The organism is Acidimicrobiales bacterium (assembly GCA_035316325.1).
Lineage (GTDB): Bacteria > Actinomycetota > Acidimicrobiia > Acidimicrobiales > VFJN01 > DASXTK01.
This window is the reverse complement of the sequence record DATHJB010000173.1, coordinates 1-17,445: the sequence shown is the minus strand read 5'-3', so window position 1 is coordinate 17,445 and position 17,445 is coordinate 1. Positions and strand designations below refer to the sequence as shown.

The window sequence follows — 17,445 nt, the reverse complement described above, 5'->3', positions numbered from 1 at the left end:
AGCTCGCACGGGCCGTCACCCGGGTCCTGGGACGCGTCGTCCCCTTCGACGGGGCATGTCTCCTGACGATCGATCCAGCGACCCTCCTACCGACCGGCGAAGTCGTCGAGAACGGCCTCCCGGCCGCGGCGATGGCTCGTCTCACCGAGATCGAGCTGCGGGAACCGGACTTCAACAAGTTCGCGGCCCTCGCCCGCGCGCCACGACCCGCCGCCAGCCTCAGCGACGTCACCGCGGGCGACCTCGACCGGAGCGTCCGTCAACGCGAGCTGCGCCGGCCGAGCGGCTTCGAGGACGAGCTGCGGGCCGTGTTCCTCGGCGCCACCGGTACGTGGGGAGCTCTGACGCTGCTCCGCGAAACGAAGCGCCCCCACTTCACGCCCACCGACGTGCGCTTCGTCGCGTCGCTGGCCGGGCCTCTCGCCGACGGCCTCCAACGCGCCGCACTGCTCGGCCACGCCACCGGCGACGACACCACCGCCGACCGCGACGACACCGGACTCCTGGTGCTCACGGCCGACAACACCGTCGAGATGGCCAACCGAGCCGCCGACCGGTGGCTCGACGAGCTCGGGGCCGGCGACCGGCCCGGCGCGCAGCTCCCGCTCGTGGTCCACGCCGTCGCCAACCGCACCCGGCGTGCCGCCGCCGGCGACGCCGACGAGGGCGACGAGGGCGACGCGCGGGCCAAGGTCCGCACCGCCGCCGGACGCTGGGTGGTCCTGCGAGGTTCGCTTCTCGGCGACGGCCCCGGATCCCGAGTCGCCGTCCTCCTGGAGGCGGCCCGCCCGGCCGAGCTGGCGCCCCTGATCGCCGACGCCTACGGCTTGACCGGACGCGAGCGGCGGGTCACCGAGTTGGTCGCGCAGGGCTTCCCGACGAGCGAGATCGCCGACCGGTTGCACCTGTCCGCCTACACCGTGCAGGACCACCTGAAGTCGATCTTCGAGAAGTCCGGCACCAGCTCCCGCGGCGACCTCGTCGCCCGCCTCTTCTTCGACCACTACGCCCCACGACTCACCCCCACGACAGATCCCTCGTAACCGCGCCGGCACGTCCCCAGGAATCTGGGATGGCGGCTCCCGGTCATCCCTCGGACCCTGGAGGAAGCGGACACCATCGACGCGAGAAGGGTTCAGATGCCGGTGCAAACGTCGGAGACCGCCCCATCGGTCGACTCCATCCTGGGACTCGTACGTGACCGGGCGAACGAGACCGAGCGCACGCGGCGCATCCCCGACGACGTGGTCGCCGCGCTGCGGAGGACGGGCATCAATCGGCTGGTGCTGCCGTCGGTGCTCGGCGGGCTGCAGGCACCGGTGCTCGACCTGATGGACATGACCGAACGGATCGCGGCTGTCGACGGGAGCACGGCCTGGTGCGCCGTGATCGGCAGCGGCAGCAACGTGTTCGCCGGCTACATGTCCGAGGTGGGCGCCGGCGAGGTGTTCGCCGACCCCGATCAGGGCAGCGCCACGATGTTCGCGCCCGCGGGCCGTGTCGTCGAGACGGGCGGACGGCACGTGCTGAGCGGCCGGTGGCCGTTCACGAGCAACTGCCTCCACAGCGCGTGGGTCGGCCTCGGTGCGCTGATCGAGCGTCACGACGGCGTCGACCCGGTCCCGCGCGTCGTCTTCGTCCGAGCCTCCGACCTCACGATCGAAGACACCTGGGACTCGGTCGGGCTCCGCGGCACCGGCAGCCACCACGTGACGGCGCAGGACGTCCCGGTCGACCTCGACCGCTCCAGCACGTTCTCCACCCCGGCATGGCCCGACGGTGTGCTGTGGCGGCTGCCGGTGCACACCATGCTGCTCCCGTCCCTCGTCTCCGTCCCGCTCGGGATCGCCCGTGGCGCGATCGACGAGATCGCCCGCCAGGCGCGTGAGGGACGCACGGCCCGGCGGGGCCAGCTCGCCGACGACCCGATCTCGATGGCCGAGCTGGCAACCGCCGACGCTCGTCTGCGTGGCGCCCGAGCCGCGCTGCACGAGGCGGTCGGCGAAGCCCACCACTCGGCCGCCCGGAACGAGGCCGTGCCGCGCACGCTCCAGGCCCGGATCTACGTGGCGTGCCTGCACGCGAGCGACGTCAGCGTGGAGACGACCTCGGCGGCGCACCAACTCGGGGGGAGCGCAGCGGCGTACGTCGGGAGTCCGCTGCTCCGGGCTCTCGGTGACGTCGAGGCGTCACGTCAACACCTCATGTTCTCGCACCGGCACCTGAGTGCCCTGGGCACGGCCCTGGTCGGCCTCGACGTCGTCTACCCGCCCTTCTTCACGTAGGCGAGTCGAGCGGTTCCGTGATGGCTCGTCGGGGATGGGCGCGTACGGCGGCCGCCCCTCCACTGGCGCGGTACGAGTTGATGCGCTCCCGTGTCTGGATCGGCCCAAGCGCTGGCGCCAGCGGTGAAGTCGCCGAGCGCGGGTATCAGCCGACGACGAAGGCGCTGGCGACGATCTCGTGCAGCTCAGCCTGCGACGAGCGTGCACCAGCGTCAGGATCGTCGGACACCACGGCGGGGTCCATGGCCTGATAGGCGGACATCATCCCGCTGAACAGATGGGCCAACACCTCGGGATCGCCCCGACGAAACACGCCCGCCGCCTGCCCCCGCTCGAACAGCGATGCCCGGAGGCGCACCGCCTCCTCGCGCCGGCCGTGCACCACCAGGTCGATGTCCCGGTCGGTCGCCTGCAACCCGGCGCTCGTGCAACGCAGGAAGAGCCGCCCGATCCGGGGATGCCGGCGGAGCAAGCCCATCTCGCAGTCGATCAGAGCGTGGAGCTGCTCGACCGGTCCCGCGCCCTCATCGTCGAGGATGGCACGGATCGACGGCATGAGCTCCGCAGCCAGCCGGACGAAGACCTGCCGAAACAGCTCCTCCTTGCTGTCGAAGAACGAGCACTCCGACCCGACCGAGAGCTCCGCCAGCTCCGCGACCTCCTTCAGGGTCGCCTCGTGGAACCCCTTGCGACCGAAGACCTCTTCGGCTGCATCCAGCAACCGCGGCAGCGGGCACGTTCCCATCACCGCCTCGGCCCTCACGAGCTCCCGGCGTCGGCCCACCTCCTCGGGTGGAAAGGGCGACGCTGGCTGCATCACGCGATGACGCGGGCGAGGAGCTCCTGAAGCTCCCGAGGCTTGGTGATCGCCGGCAGGTCCTCGCGGTCGAGCCAGGACGGCTGCGGCGGATCGTCCGAACGGGCCCAGGCCGGGCCGTCGGGCCAGAACCGGCGCGTCATGCGTGACTCGGGGGTCGTCGGCCCGGAGCGATCGCATGCCGCTGCGTACTCCTCGGACGTGCGGCGCGCGCCGGTGCGGTCCCAGTAGTCCTCTTCGCTCGCCCACAGACCGTCGCCGGCGTAGGTGATGACACTGAGGCCCGGGAAGTCGAAGTAGGGCGGGCCGTCGGCGCTCGGGTTGTCGCGCCGGTTCTGCAGGCGGAAGACGACGCGGTTGCCGTCGATGGCGTACCAGTCGAGGACGGTGTAGATCTCGGGCACGCCTTTCATCACGGCGTGGATCCACACGTCGACCTGCTTGCGGCCTCGTAGCGGGCCCCAGAAGTGGTCGACGTAGTGGACGTCGGGGACGAAGAGGTCGGTCCATGCCACCCAGTCCTCGTCGACGCAGCCGACCTTCCAGTAGTGCTGGAACGCCTCGTCGATCTCGTTGCGCGGAAACTGCCGGGTCATGTGGTGCTCCTCTGAGGTGCCGGGCTCTCTCCGCTGCGCCAGGCCTCGATGATGGCCCCGCTCGTCGTCAGGTTCGAGAGGTAGGCGAGGGTGTGCTGGAGCACGTCGCGGCCGTACTCCATGGGGTGCCCGGCGACGGCGTCGGTGGGCAGGGCGATGCGATAGCCGAGGTCGGCCGCGGACAGGCAGAGGCCGAGCAGCGCCTCGTTGAGCGAGACGCCGACGGGAACCACGGTCCGAACGCCCAGGTTCCGGAGCACCTGGTCGAGGGAGGTGCTCGTGAAGGGGGTGAGGCCGTGGATCCGGCGGATCTCGATGTCCTCCGGCTCCGGTCCGAGCTCGGGCACGAGGTCGGCTGCGGGTGTGCCTTGCCGCACCTGAGCGGGATTCTTCGTGACCATCGCCATCATCGGGTTGTTGATGCTCAGGCCGGCTCGGTCGCCGCGCAGCTCGACCACGGCATGCACGACGCGGGCGCCGCAGGCACGGGCCGCCGTGCACAGGGCGGCGGCGGTCTCCACCAGCCTGGTTTCGCGGCAGACCTCGACCAGCTCGGGCGAGGGTGCGAGATCGCCGACGACCCCGCGCTGGAGCTCGCACGTGACGAGGGCGGTGGTGGTGGGGTCGACGAGTTCGGACAGCACGACGGGCATCTGTTTCGCTCCTTGGGGGTGGGCGGGCTGAGGGCGCTCAGACGTTGGTCTGGGCGATCACCTGTTCCATCGTCTGGCCGGGTTTGCCGCGCCGGATGCCAGTGCGGTGCTCGGCCGTGTCGACGTTCGATCGTGCGGCCTGGGCCCGCAGGGCGCCCACGGTGCAGGCCTCCCGGGGCCGGACGGCGAAGGGGTCGAAGCGGAAGATCCTCATGGCGTTGCGGTGGGTGATGAGGTCGATCTCCTCGTCGGAGAGGCCGTCGGCCTCGAGAAGGAGCTCCTCGGGGCTGTAGGGCCAGATGGAGTCGCCGTGGGGGTAGTCGCACTCCCAGGTGATGTTCTCGACACCGATGGCGTGCCGGTTGGCGAGGCCGACCGGGTCCTGGATGAAGCAGGTGACGACGTGCTCGCGGAACACCTCGCTCGGCAGACGGTCGCCGAAGTCCTGGCCGGTCCAGTAGCGGTGCCGCTTGTAGGTGCGGTCGACGCGGTCGAGCAGGTAGGGGACCCAGCCGATGCCGCCCTCCGACAAGGCGATCCTCAGGTCGGGGAACTTCCGGAAGATCGGCGACCAGACGAGGTCGGTCGCGCACTTCATGATCGCGAACGGCGCCAGGGTCGTGACGACGTCGACCGGCGCGTCCATCGAGGTCATGGTGAGCTCCGAGGACGAGCCGATGTGAATGCACGGGACGGTGCCGACGTCGCTGCACGCCGCCCAGAACGGGTCCCAGGTGTCGCTGTGGAGGCTCGGTAGGCCGAGCCGGTCGGGGTTCTCGGAGAACGTGACGGCGTGACAATCCAGCTCGGCCAGCCGGCGGACCTCGGCCGCGAGCACGTGGGGATCCCAGAGCGGCCCGATGCCGAGCGGGATGAAGCGCCCTGGGGCGGCGCCACACCACTCGTGGACGTGCCAGTCGTTGTAGGCGCGGACCATGACCTCGCTGATCGCCTTGTCGGGTGCCGTCGCGAACAGCCGCCCGGCGAAGCCCGGGAAGGAGGGGAAGCACAGGGAACCGAGCACGCCGCCGGCATCCATGTCGCGCACGCGTTCGGTGACGTCGTAGCATCCCTTGCGGATCTCGTCGTAGCTCGTGGGCTCGTAGCCGAGCTCCTCGGGGCTGCGGCCGACCACGGCGTTGAGCGCCAGGGTGGCGGCTTCTTCACCCTGGTAGCGCCAGACGATGGTCCCGTCGGGCTGCTCGACCTGCACGGGCCGCTGGTCCTGCCAGCGCTCGGGCACGTGGCGAGCGAACACGTCGGGTGGCTCGATGACGTGGTCGTCGACGCTCACCAGGACGAGATCTTCGACGTTCATGGATGGGCTCCGATCGTGATGGGTTCAGCTGGGCATGACCGCGCCCCCGCTGACGCTCACGAGCTGGCCCGTGATGTAGCTGGAGACATCGGACGCCAGGAACAGGGCGAGGTGGGCGACGTCTTCGGGTCGCCCGACGCGGCGAATGGGCAGGGTGCTGATGTTGGGGAGTGAGCCTTGGGTCGCGGCCGCCTCGAGATGGCGAGCGCGCCCGGTCGGTCCGAACTGGTCGCGCCAGATGCTGCGTTCGCTGAGGGCGGCTCCGTCGTGGGGCACGATCCAGCCGGGGCTGATGACGTTGACCCGCACACCGGCGGGGCCCCACTCCCAGGCCAGGCCTCGGCTGAAGGCGTTGACGAACGCCTTGCAACTGCCGTAGTGGACGCAGCCCTCGGCCGCCTCGCCCGAGAGCGACGCGTTGGAGCTGATGTTCACCACGCTGCCCGAGCCGCGCCCCAGCATGTCGGGAGCGACGGCCTGCGTGCAGTTCACGACCCCGTCGATGTTCAGTCTGATCTGCGCGGTGCGGTGCTCGGCGGTGAGCTCGGCCACCTTCGAGCGCCCCGTGGCCCCGCCGGCGTTGTTCACGAGCACGTCGACGGGACCATGGGTCTGGCGGGTGAGGTCGACCATCTCGCGGACCGAGGCCGGATCGGTGACGTCGCACTCGGCCACTGTGACGGTGCCGTCCGTCGCGGCGGCGATGTCCGTCGCCGCATCGACGTCGCGGGCGGCGACCACGACGGCAGCGCCCTCGGCCGCGAAGGCGGTGGTGAGGCCCCGGCCGATCCCGCCGGTGCCGCCGGTCACGATGACGACCTTGTCGTTCAGGCGGAGATCCATCTCAGGCGACGGGCAGCTCGGCGGGGAGCTGGAACAGGTCGATGGCGTTGCCCCGGAGAACCATGTGGACCTGCTCGGCCGAGAGGCCGGCCAGGGCCCGGGCCGCCTGCTCGCGTGTGTCGGGCCAGGTGCTGTCCATGTGCGGGTAGTCGCTCTCGTAGGTGATCTGCTCGAGACCGATCGCGTCGTGGGAGCGGATGCCGAAGTCGTCGTCGACGACGCATCCGTAGACGCGGCCCTGGACATAGGAGCTCGGGGGCCGGGTGATGACGGGGTCGAGGGCGGCGAGCGTCCCGGCGTGGCGCTCCCAGATGATGTCGAGACGCTGGAGCAGGAACGGCATCCACCCGACCTGGGCCTCCGAAAGCGCCACCTTCAGGTTGGGGAAGCGGGCCAGTACGCCGGAGATGAGCCAGTCGGTGAGGCAGAGCTGCGAGTTGACCGACAGCAGGGCGACCTGGGCAGCCAGCGGGGCGTCGTCCGCAGTGGTGACGAGCCGGGAGGCCGAGCCGATGTGCATGCACATGACGGTCCCGGTCTCGTCGCACGCCCGGAGGAGGGGATCCCAGCGCCGATCGGCGTCGTGGAGGCTGGGAAGCCCCAGGTACTGCGGCAGCTCGCTGAACGCCACCGCCCGCACGCCTCGCTCTGCGTTCCGGCGGACCTCGGCCGCGGCCAGCTCCGGGTCCCAGAGCGGGACGAGGCAGAGGGGGACCAGGCGGCCGCCGCTCCCGCCGGCCCACTCCTCCACCGTCCAGTCGTTGTAGGCGAGCACGCACAGCAGGGCGAGGTCCTTGTCCTCGGCTTCGAGGAACGTCTGGCCGCAGAACCTCGGGACCGTCGGGAAGCACAGGGAGCGCTCGATGCCGCCCGCCGACATGTCCTCCATCCGGGCATCGCGGTCGTAGCAGCCCGGACGCATCTCCGCGTAGCTGATCGGTCGAGTGGCGATGTCCGCCCCCTCCAGCCCGGCGGCGGCCGACGCGGTGTCGATGCCGCTGACGACGCCGTCGTAGACCCAGAAGTCGGTCTCGGGGCCCGAGGTCGCCATGCGGAAGGCGTGGCGGCCCTCAGGGACCATCTCGTACGGCGCGCTGACGACCCGCGGGCCTCGCTCGACCAGGCTGGCCGGCAGGCGATCGGACCAGAGAGTGGGGGGCTCGACGACGTGGTCGTCGACGGAGATGATCTGCGGGATGTTCATGATTTCCTCATGGGTCAATGCACGTTCCGTTCGTGCTCCTGCCAATACTCCCGGCGCAGTGCCGCCTTGTCGGGCTTGCCGAGCGGGGTGAGCGGCACCTGGCTGCGGAACTCGATGGCCTTCGGCGAGACGATCGGGCCTTTCCGTGCCCGCACGAGGTCCTTGAGCTCCTGATCGGTCACCTCGGCGCCGTCCCGGACGACAACTACGGCGCGCACTGCTTCGCCCCACTTCTCGTCCGGAACTCCGAAGACGGCGGCCGTGGCGACCGCTGGGTGCTCGGCGATCGCGGACTCGACCTCCCGGGCGTAGACGTTGAAGCCGCCGCTGATGATGACGTCCTTCTTCCGGTCGATGATGGTGAGGAACCCGTCGTCGGTCATGCGGGCCACATCCCCGGTGTGGAGCCAACCTCCGGCGAACACCTCGGCGGTGAGCTCCGGCTTCCTCCAGTACTCCCGCATGACCGTCGGGCCCATCACGCAGATCTCTCCCGGCTCCCCGGCCGCCACCGGCTGGCAGTCGTCGTCCAGAAGGGCCACGTGCATCCAGGGCACCGCCCGGCCACAGCTCGCGAGTCGATCCGGCGTGTGGTCCTCCTTGCGGAGCGCGGTGATCGTCATCGGCGCTTCGGACTGGCCGTAGAACTGGAAGAAGATCGGTCCCAGCCGCTCGACGGCCTCCTGGAGCCGAGCCGGAGACATCGCGGCCGCGCCGTAGAACACCGTCTCGAGGCTCGACAGGTCGGCCTCCTCGAGCCGAGGGTGGTCGAGCAGGGCGTAGAGCATCGTCGGGACGAGCATCGTCGCCGTGATGCGGTAGCGCTCGATGGTGTCGAGGACCTGGTCGGGATCGAACCGTGGCAGCGTGACCACCTGTCCACCCCGGAGCAGCGTGGGCAGGACGAACGCCCCGCCGGCGTGGCTCATCGGGCTGCAGATGAGGAACCGCGTGTCGTCGGGCCACTGCCAGGAGGCCGACTGGATCGAGGCCACGGCGGCACTCGACCCGAACGTGCCGACGATGCCCTTCGGTCGGCCTGTCGTGCCTCCCGTGTACATGATCCGATCGACGCCGTCAGGCGCGACCTCGGGGGCCCACAGGCGGGTGGCGGGCTGGGCGGCAGCGGCGGCCGTGAGGTCCACACCGACCTCCGAGGGGCCGAGCGCGAGCAACCGTCGCACGCCCGGTGCCCGGGCCTCGACCTCTGCCGCCCGCTCGTCGTCCGTCGGTTCGAAGATGAGCGTGTCGATGCCGGCGTCCTCGAGGATGTAGGCCAGGTCGTCCACCGAGGCGGTCGCCGTCAGGGGGGTGATGCGGGCGCCGGTGATCAGGTTCGCCCCCCAGGCGAAGACGGCCTCGGGCCGGTTGAGGCTCAGGGTTCCCACCGGGCTCCCCTGGCCCAGCCCGAACGACGCCAGGGCCCGGGCGTAGCGGCTCACCTCGGCGGCCACCGCTCGCCGCCCGAGCGCGGTGCCGGCCGCCGCCACCGCCGGTCGGTCGCCGTGACGCTCCAGCGCGGTCACCCACAGGTCTGCGACGCTGACGAAGCGACGCATCTCAGGCCTGGCCCAGGGCCCGCAACCAGGCCACGGTCTCGTCCATCGCCTCGCGCAGAGGTACCGGCGCGTAGCCGAGCTGGGCACGGGTGTGGCTGTTGTCGAACCAGGGGACCGGGTAGGTGCGGGTGGCGAGGTCGATCACCGTCTCGCCGTACAGGGCCACCATCTCGGGGTCCTCGGGATCGACGTGCAGCTCCTCGACGCGGTGGTCCACCCCCGCCGCCTCGCATGCCACGTTCAGGAAGGAGGCCGTCGTCGTCGCGTCCTCCTGCCCGAACGCCAGGTACGTCTCCCCGATGACACCCCGGTCCATGGCCGCGATGACCGCGGCAGCGACGTCCTCTGCCCGCACCCAGGGGATCGGATAGGACAGGTAGGAGTCGATCTTGCCGTTGAGGACCGAGCGGACCGCCCGGTTGAAGCTCGTGCGGCCGAGAGCCCGCCGGGGCGTGGGAGCAGGCCCGAACGCGCCACCGGGGATCACGAAGACGATGTCCTGCCCATCTCTCTCGATGCGGCCGAGAGCCTCCCGGTGTGCGGCGTGCTTGCTCACGGTGTAGGGATCGGGGGCGACCTCGTCCAGGACCTGCGACCGTTCGGTCAGCACGGTCTCGTGGTGGAAGAAGGTGGTGGTGAGCAGCTCGACCACACGGACGCCGGCGCGGCGGCCCGCGTCGTAGCAGTGGATCGAGCCCTCGTAGTTGGTCATCCACGAAGCGTCACTGTCCTGCCCGGCGCCCCCCAACAGCGCCGCGGAGTTCACGATCGCGCTCGCGCCCTTCGCCGCCCGCTCGACGTCGACCGGCACGCAGACGTCGCCCTCGACCAGCACGACGCCGAGCGCGGCGAGCGGTTCCGTCTCACTGCCGGGCCGCACCAGGGCTCGTACTCGCAGCCCCTGCTCCCGCAGGAGGCGGCAGACGTTCGAGCCGATCAGCCCAGTCGCACCGGTGATGAGGACGTCGTCCATGCGCTCTCGCTTTCGCTCGCATTCGTAGGGTTGCGCTCTCACGTCAGGTAGGCGTTCCGCACCGCATCGTCGGCCTGGACGGCTGCGGGGTCGCCGTCGGCGATGATTCGACCGGCGTCCATGACCAGGACGCGACGGCACAGCCGCATGACGAACGGCACGTCGTGCTCGATCAGGAGGATCTGCAGGGTCGACGTCGACCTGACCTGATCGAGGATCTCTCCGAACCCCGCGGTCTCGGCCTCGTTCAGGCCCGAGGTGGGCTCGTCGAGGAGGAGCAATCGCGGGTCGGCGACGAGCGCCCGGGCCAGCTCCACGATCCGCATCAGGCCGATGGGGAGCAACGCGACCTGCACGTCCGCCAGTCCGGAGATGCGGCACCGATCCAGGACGGCGTCGACCTCCAGCCGCTTGGCCCGCTCGCTCGCCCGCCTCCTGCGCGGCACCAGGACCTCGGACACGAGCCCCATGCGGGAGCCACCGGAATCCAGGCCGACGAGGACGTTCTCGGCGACGGTGAGCTCGCCGACGAGCTGCGTGCGCTGGAACGTCCGCCGGATGCCGTGGACGGCCCTCCACACGACGCTGCTCCGGGTGATGTCGGTGCCGAGAAACGCGACCGAGCCGGCGGTCGAGGCCCGCAGGCCCGAGATGACGTCGAAGAGCGTCGTCTTGCCGGCACCGTTCGGGCCGATGACCCCACAGATCCCTGGTTCGGCGACCGTGAGGCTCACCCCGTCGAGGGCCCGTAGACCGCCGAAGGCCACGGTGAGGCCGCTGACCTCAAGCATGGTGGCCCTTCGCCCCGAGGTACAGCTCGGCGAGCTCGGCGTCGCCGAGCTCGCCGGGCGAGCCGATCCAGCGGATTCGCCCGGTCGCCATGAACACCACCTGCTCCGAGAGGCCCAGGACGTGGTGGGGCTTCTCCTCGACGATGACGACCGTCGACCCCGCCTCGCGCAGGTCGCGGAGCAGGTCGATCACGAGTGCGGCGACACGTGGAGCGAGCCCGAGCGTCGGCTCGTCGGCGACCACCACGCTCGGGGCCCGGACCAGCAGCGGCGCCAGCGCCAGCATCTGCTGTTCACCGCCCGACAGGTCGCCGGCGGCCAGCCGGCGCCGCTCGGCGAGCACGGGGAAGCGGTCCAACGCCGCCTGTCGATCCTCGGGTGAGGCCAGCCACACGCTGAGGTTGTCCTCGACGGTGAGCCCGGGAAAGATGCCGCGGCTCTCGGGAACCAGCGCCAGCCCGCGTGTCACGCGCTGGTGTGCCGGGGTTCTGGTGACGTCTTCACCGAGGATGTGGACCGTTCCCGCGGTGGGAGTCACGCTGCCGGCCAGCACGGCGACCAGCGTCGACTTCCCGGCGCCGTTGGGCCCGAGCACACCGACGATCGACCCCGCAGGCACGGCCAGGTCGACGCCGTGCAGCACCTCGGCCGAGTCGTAACCGGCCACCACGTCGCGAAGCTCGAGGGCCAACTCGCCGGCCCCGGGCGGATGCCGATCGGCTTCACCGTTGCGTCGCGCCTCGGGGGCCGACGCCCTGTCCGACTTGGCCAGGACCCGGACGGGCTCGTCGACCGAGGTACCTTCTCGAGCGGCCCGGGCCGCTGCGCCCCGCTGCCGACGGCGGTGGTTCTTCTCGGCGGTGAGCGACAGGATGCCGTAGGGGTTCTGAGCGAGCTGGACGGCCCCCAACCCGAAGAGGATCTGCGGGATGTACGGCGAAGAGGTGCCGTTCCAGCTCAGCGCCGTGGGCACCCAGTCCGGCCAGTGGAAGCCCGAGGCCAGGAACTGCCCGCTGATGACGAACATGGCGGCGGCCACCACCGCGCCTCCCGACCGCCGGACGCCCATCAGCACCACTGTGGCCAGCCAGACGAAGCCCACCTCCGCGGGGTAGGTCGCGTTGTTGACGCTTCCGTTGAGGAGGCCGAGGAGGACGCCACCCAGCCCAGCGATCGCGGCCGAGAACGCGAACAACCCGAGCTTGACCCGGGCTGGCGAGACTCCTGAGGCCGACGCCGCCGACTCGATGGCCGCCACCGCCGTGATGCGCCGCCCCGCGCTGGACTGCTGGATCGAACGGAGGAGCAGGAGCACGATCGCCAGGATCACGCTGGCCACCACGATGAACGTGCGCGAGTCGGCCATGTCGATGAACCCGAGGAACACCGGGGCCGGGATGCTCCACCCGCTGAACCCGTTGCTGAAGCTCTCCCAGGCGAACAGCACGCCGTCGCCGAGGAGGGCCAACGCCAACGTCCCCAGCGCGAAGGCCAGGCCACCCATGCGCAACGACGGGACCGCCACCACCAGGCCGAGCGCGGTCGCCAGCAACACGCCGCCGACAGCAGCCAACACGACCGGCACCCCTCGGTCGACCAGGAGGCCCATCATGAGGGCTGCACCGGTCACGAGCGTGGCCTGGGCGAGGCTCACCAGCCGCCCGTAGCCCGTCGCCACCGTGATCGAGAGGAAGACGACGCCCATCACGATCGCCCGGGCCAGGATGCCCCGCCACAGCTCGTCGGCGAGGAAGAGCGCGTAGGACTCGAACGCCACGGCGGCCAGCACCCACGGCAGCCGCCGGCGCCACGGCGAGAGGTCCGACGAGTGGTCCACGCTCGCCCGCATCGGCGCGGCCGTGCCCGCGGCACGGGTCCGGCGCAACGAGAGCACGAAGAGACCAACCAGCATCAGCACCGACGAGATCGAGGACCCGAAGCCGGGCAAAGTGGCCGCGATGCCGTCCCCGTAGCCGGCGGCGAGGTTCTGGGCCACCCCCAGAGCGAGGCCGCCGGCGAAGGCGAGCGGCACTGACCTCAGGCCGCCGAGCACGGCCGCGGTCGCGGCGACGAGGAGGACTCCTGTGAAGACCTCGGGTGTGAGGTGACCGAGCACCGGCGCACCGACGACCCCCGCGATGCCCGCCATCATGCAGCTCGTCACCCAAGCGATGGCCGACGAGCGTCCGGTCGAGATCCCGCGGTACTCGGCGAGGTCCGGACGATCCACCGTCGCCCTCATCGCCAGGCCCGCACGGGTACCGGACACCAGGACCCACAGGAACAGCGCGGCCGCCGCCGCGGACGCGAACACGATGAGCTGGTTGCTGTCGAGCGAGACGCCGTCGAACAAGGCGTAGGAGTGCGCCGGGACCGGCCCGATGCCCGGCGGCACGAGGATGTTCTCGCCGTTCGGCACGCCCCAACCGAAGCTCGTGATCCCCGTGTCGACGACCATGAGCGTCAGGGCGGGCAGTGCCCCGCTCAGGCCCACGGCAGCCATCACGTTCGCGGCCTCGTCGGCCCCACGCAGCCGACGGAATATCACCCGGTCGCAGATGAATCCCAGGAGGGGAGCCTGGACCCCGGCCGCGAGGAGGAAGGCGGCCGGGGCCGGCCATCCGAGCCCCGTGTTGAGCTCGTAGTACAGGAAGGCCGTCGAGAACGCGATGGCGCCGAAGGCGAAGTTGAAGACCCGCGCCGTGCTGTAGGTGAGGACGAGCCCTCCGGCCACCAGTGAGTAGATGGCGCCAGTGACCAGCCCGCTCAGCGTCAGAGATAGCAGCTGTTCCATGGCGAGCTAGCGCGGGATGCTCTCGTAGCAAGTCAGAGGGATGAGCGGCCGGTAGGTGCCGTCCTCGATGGCGATCAGATCGGCGCACGGGGCGGGCTCGTCGTGGAACGCCGGGAACTCCGCCCGTTGGATCCCACCTTCCAGCGCCGGTTCGTAGGTGAACCCGGCGTTGACGACCTCGTTGAACCGCTCGGCAGTCAGGTTCTCACCCACCGCCTCGAACATCTGGACGAGGATGTCGGCCGACCAGTAGCCGTACCCCACCCCGAGCGTGATCTGGTCCTCCTCGCCGATGTTCCGCAGGTCCTCCTGGATCTGGCGTATGGCGGGCGAGTCGTCCTCCTGCGGCGGGAACTGGTTGACCACATAGGTACCGTCCAGCGCCGAGGCGGTGTCGGCGCTCGCGTCCAACAAGCCTGGGACGTAGCCCGAGTAGGTGACGATGGCTCCCTCGTAGTCGCCGGCCTTGAGCCCCGCGGCCAACTGCACGCTCGTCCCGAGCAGCGGGTTGAGGATGGTGACGTCCGGCTCGGCCGCCAGGATCTGCCGAACGAACGGGTTGACGTCGCTGACGACCCCGGACGCCGGAACGGAGGCCTTGCCGAACACGACTGTGCCGCCGGTCTCCTCGACCACTGTGGTCACTGCATCGACGACGGCCTGACCGGACGTGTTGTCCACCGTCAGCACGGCCCACCTCAAGCCCTCGGGATCGAGATCCAGGCCTTCGATGATCGGCATCACGTTGGCGCCGTTCGCGAAATCGTCACTCAACAGGCAACCGTTCCAGCCGAATCCCCAGTCGTTGCCGCAGAAGCCGGGCATGTAGCCGGCGCCGATGAACGGCATCTCGCTCTCGCTGAGGAGGTCGCTCGACTGGGGCTGGAACGCGCTGCTGACCACGCCGAGGGCGAACAGGTTGTCGGTCTGGACCGCCGCCCGAGCGGAATCGAGGTTCCTGGCCACGTCACCGGCGTCGTCGTAGACCTCGGCGACGGTCAGGTCGCGACCAGCGACACCGCCCTCGTCGTTCGCTCGTTCGAGGCGAGCCTCGAAGCCCACGTCGAACCCGGTGAACCCAGGGCCCGACGGCGTCGTCAACGACGCGAGGACCCCGAGGCGCACCTCGTCGTCAGACACGCCTCGCACGCCCCCTGCCTGCCCAGCAGCTCCTCCGCTCGTGCCGCCGTCGTCGCTGCAGGCCGTCGCCAGGATCGCCATGCTCAGCGACACGACCAAGCCGGCATGCCTCAGTCTCTGCACGGTCATCCCCCCCTAGAAGCCTCACGGCTCCCTCTTCGGCAGAGGGTAATATACTGGTATATCGGGGGTCGCTGTCAAGGGCCCACGGTCGGAACCGCAGCAGTCAGGACGGCGGCAGCACCCCGATCTGCCGCAGATGGGCGACGACGCTCGCGCCCTCGTCGGCCGCCCAGTCACGGCACGAGCGCTCGACCGCGTCCACGTCGGCACGCTCGATCGCATCGAGCACTCCCGAGCACCCGCGCCGCGCTATTTCGGGGATCTCCTCGATCTCGCCGAACAGCGAGGCAGGGGCAAAGACACTCAACGGACGGATGATCGACCGGAAGCGTTCGGTGGTGCGCGCCGCGTTGAGGACCCGCTTGAAGTCGAAGACGAGCCATCCAGCCTCGAGCGACGACGTGGACTCCTCCAGCTTCCGCAGCACGGCTCGCAGCTGTTCCACGGCCGTGTGGTCGGGCTCGCCGGCCAGCCGCGCTGCCGCGTAGCCGTGCAGCAGACCGATCATGGCCCAGTGCTCGCGCAGGACGTCGGCATCGAAGGGTCCCACGAACGACCCCCGGTGCGGCTCCACCCTGACCAGTCCCTCGTGCTTCAACAGGTTGATCGCCTCGCGCACCGGGAGGCGACTGATCGACATGGCCTCGCCGATGGTCGCGAAGGGAATCTGGTCGCCCGGGCGAAGCCGGCCCGTGAAGATCGCGTTGCGGACGACCTCCGCCGCCGCATCGCTCGCACTCCACCGTGATCGCCAGTGCCGATCGAAGTTCCCCAGATCCTCGAGCAGCGCAGCGATCTCGCCCTCACTGCCCACCCCGAACGACGTCATTCGATCACCCGATCCTGCCAGTTGATGAGATATACCAATATGTTACTGCGAGGATGTTGCCGGACGGACCGTCAGCCAGAGCAACCAGCACGGCCTCCGAGCAGCGGTGCGAATCAGGGGGACCTGTACACCAACGCCAGAAGCACATGCAGACGCGACCCGGGCTCTGATGGCCCTGACCTGGGAGGGGGTGGGGCTCCCGGGGGAGGACTCGAACCTCCGACATTCGGCACCAAAGGCCGACGTTCTGCCAGCTGAACTACCCGGGAAAGTTGCTCTGACCAGGGACTCTTCTCCGAGCCCCATCCAATCCAGTATCACCCAGTCACGGGGTGTACCACAGAGTATTTCGCCCGCCACCGGTCGACGTAGCGAGAGATCTCCGTGGCGACGCAAGAACGGGCGGTCGGCTCCGACTACTGCTAAAGGGACGACACGACGAATGGAGGCCGGGATGGATGTTCCGAGGATCGGGGTGAGCCTGCCGCACTTCGGACCGTACGTGGGGCCGGATGCCGTGGTGACCGTGGCGCAGGCCACCGAGCGGTTCGGGTTCCACGCCGTCTCGGTCAGCGAACGGCTGCTGATGCCGGTCCGGGCGGACTGGAGCAACGACGCCGAGCTGCCCGACTCCCACGTGTGGGACCCGCTGGAGATGCTGACCTGGGCGGCCGCCCACACCCGGCGGATTCGGGTGACCACGGGCATCGTCAACGCCATCTTCCAGCCGCCGATCGTGCTGGCGCGCCGGTTGGCCACGCTCGACCAGCTCTCCCGGGGCCGGCTCGACGCGGGCCTCGGCCAGGGCGGAGGCGGTACGGCGGAGACCTCCTACCTGATCCCCGAGGAGTTCACCGCCGCCGGCGTGCCGATCGGGCGGCGGGGGTCCGGGTTCGTCGAGCACGTGGCCGCGATGCGGGCCTGCTGGGGACCGGACCCAGTCGAGTTCCACGGAGACCACTACCGGATCCCGCGCGCCGTCGTCGGCCCGAAGCCCTACGCCGGCACGATCCCCCTGTTCTTCGGCGCCCTGCGGCGCTCCACGATCGAGCGCGCCGCCCAGCAGGCGGACGGGGTGGTGCTCGTCGCCGTGGACTGGGAGGAGACGCGCACCCAGATCGGCTGGTACCGCGATGCCGGCGGCACCGGCACCGTGGTCGTCAACACGATCCCGAGCTACCCCGACGGGAAGGTCACGGCCGCGGCCTTCACCGACGCCGTGGTCGCCGACCTCGACCGGGCCGCCGCCGTCGGGGCCGACGAGATGCACATCTCACTGAACCTCGTCGTCCCGGTCCCACCGGAAGACCAGGCCGAGCTGCTCGGAACCCTCGCCGCCGAGCTCGGCCTCATTCCGGCATGACACCGCGCTCGCAGAGGGGTGACCGGTGGCCGAAGCCACAGGCAGGCGCTTTGGAGGGGCCCTCCGGGAGTGCACTAGGGTGGCTCCCCTCATGGGCTCGTTGATCAAGAAGCGCCGCAAGCGGATGCGCAAGAAGAAGCACAAGAAGATGCTGAAG

General features: G+C 70.2%; 16 protein-coding genes and 1 tRNA gene. 4 read left to right on the top strand and 13 right to left on the bottom strand.

Features of this window, described 5'->3' with window-relative positions:
* Together VK611_23455 and VK611_23450 are read left to right on the top strand one after the other, a co-directional pair.
* On the top strand, positions 1 to 1,043 hold a 1,043-nt coding region (locus VK611_23455; protein HMG44310.1), incomplete at its 5' end, for a helix-turn-helix transcriptional regulator.
* 96 nt (positions 1,044 to 1,139) lie between these two features.
* Positions 1,140 to 2,285, top strand: a complete 1,146-nt coding sequence (locus tag VK611_23450) for an acyl-CoA dehydrogenase family protein (GenBank protein ID HMG44309.1) — start codon at positions 1,140 to 1,142, stop codon at positions 2,283 to 2,285.
* 145 nt (positions 2,286 to 2,430) lie between these two features.
* Here the strand turns inward: VK611_23450 and VK611_23445 are convergent, their stop codons facing one another.
* The 13 genes from VK611_23445 to VK611_23385 all read right to left on the bottom strand — a co-directional run bounded on the left by VK611_23445 (position 2,431) and on the right by VK611_23385 (position 16,194).
* The gene (locus VK611_23445) at positions 2,431 to 3,030 is read right to left on the bottom strand and encodes a TetR/AcrR family transcriptional regulator (protein HMG44308.1); all 600 of its coding nucleotides are present in this window, start codon (positions 3,028 to 3,030) and stop codon (positions 2,431 to 2,433) included.
* Positions 3,031 to 3,101: 71 nt separating this feature from the next.
* Positions 3,102 to 3,698, bottom strand: coding sequence for a nuclear transport factor 2 family protein (locus VK611_23440; GenBank protein ID HMG44307.1), 597 nt, complete (start codon positions 3,696 to 3,698; stop codon positions 3,102 to 3,104).
* On the bottom strand, positions 3,695 to 4,351 hold the full coding sequence (locus VK611_23435) for an isochorismatase family protein (GenBank protein ID HMG44306.1): 657 nt from the start codon (positions 4,349 to 4,351) through the stop codon (positions 3,695 to 3,697). Before VK611_23435 ends, VK611_23440 begins: the two co-directional genes overlap by 4 nt.
* 37 nt (positions 4,352 to 4,388) lie before the next feature.
* Positions 4,389 to 5,669 (bottom strand): amidohydrolase family protein, encoded by a 1,281-nt coding sequence (locus tag VK611_23430; protein HMG44305.1) that lies wholly within the window; start codon positions 5,667 to 5,669, stop codon positions 4,389 to 4,391.
* Positions 5,670 to 5,693: 24 nt separating this feature from the next.
* Positions 5,694 to 6,512 (bottom strand): SDR family oxidoreductase, encoded by an 819-nt coding sequence (locus tag VK611_23425; GenBank protein HMG44304.1) that lies wholly within the window; start codon positions 6,510 to 6,512, stop codon positions 5,694 to 5,696.
* 1 nt (position 6,513) lies between these two features.
* Positions 6,514 to 7,716 (bottom strand): amidohydrolase family protein, encoded by a 1,203-nt coding sequence (locus tag VK611_23420; GenBank protein HMG44303.1) that lies wholly within the window; start codon positions 7,714 to 7,716, stop codon positions 6,514 to 6,516.
* 14 nt (positions 7,717 to 7,730) lie between these two features.
* A complete protein-coding gene (locus VK611_23415; GenBank protein HMG44302.1) occupies positions 7,731 to 9,275 on the bottom strand; it encodes an AMP-binding protein in 1,545 nt (514 codons plus the stop codon).
* Between the two features lies 1 nt (position 9,276).
* Positions 9,277 to 10,248: an NAD-dependent epimerase/dehydratase family protein gene (locus tag VK611_23410; GenBank protein HMG44301.1), complete on the bottom strand. Its 972-nt coding sequence runs from the start codon at positions 10,246 to 10,248 to the stop codon at positions 9,277 to 9,279.
* A gap of 38 nt (positions 10,249 to 10,286) precedes the next feature.
* Positions 10,287 to 11,039 (bottom strand): ABC transporter ATP-binding protein, encoded by a 753-nt coding sequence (locus VK611_23405; protein HMG44300.1) that lies wholly within the window; start codon positions 11,037 to 11,039, stop codon positions 10,287 to 10,289.
* The gene (locus VK611_23400) at positions 11,032 to 13,833 is read right to left on the bottom strand and encodes an ATP-binding cassette domain-containing protein (protein ID HMG44299.1); all 2,802 of its coding nucleotides are present in this window, start codon (positions 13,831 to 13,833) and stop codon (positions 11,032 to 11,034) included. The genes VK611_23405 and VK611_23400 overlap by 8 nt, the downstream gene beginning before the upstream one ends.
* Before the next feature lie 6 nt (positions 13,834 to 13,839).
* A complete protein-coding gene (locus VK611_23395) occupies positions 13,840 to 14,973 on the bottom strand; it encodes an ABC transporter substrate-binding protein (GenBank protein ID HMG44298.1) in 1,134 nt (377 codons plus the stop codon).
* A gap of 226 nt (positions 14,974 to 15,199) precedes the next feature.
* Complete coding sequence (locus VK611_23390) at positions 15,200 to 15,925, bottom strand: GntR family transcriptional regulator (protein HMG44297.1); 726 nt, start codon at positions 15,923 to 15,925, stop codon at positions 15,200 to 15,202.
* 196 nt (positions 15,926 to 16,121) lie between these two features.
* Positions 16,122 to 16,194 (bottom strand) — tRNA-Gln (locus VK611_23385).
* A gap of 206 nt (positions 16,195 to 16,400) precedes the next feature.
* On the opposite strand from VK611_23385, the gene VK611_23380 reads away from it, so the two are divergent.
* Both VK611_23380 and VK611_23375 read left to right on the top strand, forming a co-directional pair.
* Positions 16,401 to 17,288, top strand: coding sequence for an LLM class flavin-dependent oxidoreductase (locus tag VK611_23380; protein ID HMG44296.1), 888 nt, complete (start codon positions 16,401 to 16,403; stop codon positions 17,286 to 17,288).
* A gap of 91 nt (positions 17,289 to 17,379) precedes the next feature.
* On the top strand, positions 17,380 to 17,445 hold a 66-nt coding region (locus VK611_23375), incomplete at its 3' end, for an AURKAIP1/COX24 domain-containing protein (GenBank protein HMG44295.1).

Coding starts and splice junctions, on each gene's coding strand:
- VK611_23390 (HMG44297.1), bottom strand. CDS start 15,925: ATGACGTCGTTCGGGGTGGGCAGTGAGGGCGAGATCGCTGCGCTGCTC.
- VK611_23410 (HMG44301.1), bottom strand. CDS start 10,248: ATGGACGACGTCCTCATCACCGGTGCGACTGGGCTGATCGGCTCGAAC.
- VK611_23440 (HMG44307.1), bottom strand. CDS start 3,698: ATGACCCGGCAGTTTCCGCGCAACGAGATCGACGAGGCGTTCCAGCAC.
- VK611_23420 (HMG44303.1), bottom strand. CDS start 7,716: ATGAACATCCCGCAGATCATCTCCGTCGACGACCACGTCGTCGAGCCC.
- VK611_23435 (HMG44306.1), bottom strand. CDS start 4,351: ATGCCCGTCGTGCTGTCCGAACTCGTCGACCCCACCACCACCGCCCTC.
- VK611_23405 (HMG44300.1), bottom strand. CDS start 11,039: ATGCTTGAGGTCAGCGGCCTCACCGTGGCCTTCGGCGGTCTACGGGCC.
- VK611_23415 (HMG44302.1), bottom strand. CDS start 9,275: ATGCGTCGCTTCGTCAGCGTCGCAGACCTGTGGGTGACCGCGCTGGAG.
- VK611_23425 (HMG44304.1), bottom strand. CDS start 6,512: ATGGATCTCCGCCTGAACGACAAGGTCGTCATCGTGACCGGCGGCACC.
- VK611_23445 (HMG44308.1), bottom strand. CDS start 3,030: ATGGGAACGTGCCCGCTGCCGCGGTTGCTGGATGCAGCCGAAGAGGTC.
- VK611_23450 (HMG44309.1), top strand. CDS start 1,140: ATGCCGGTGCAAACGTCGGAGACCGCCCCATCGGTCGACTCCATCCTG.
- VK611_23400 (HMG44299.1), bottom strand. CDS start 13,833: ATGGAACAGCTGCTATCTCTGACGCTGAGCGGGCTGGTCACTGGCGCC.
- VK611_23430 (HMG44305.1), bottom strand. CDS start 5,669: ATGAACGTCGAAGATCTCGTCCTGGTGAGCGTCGACGACCACGTCATC.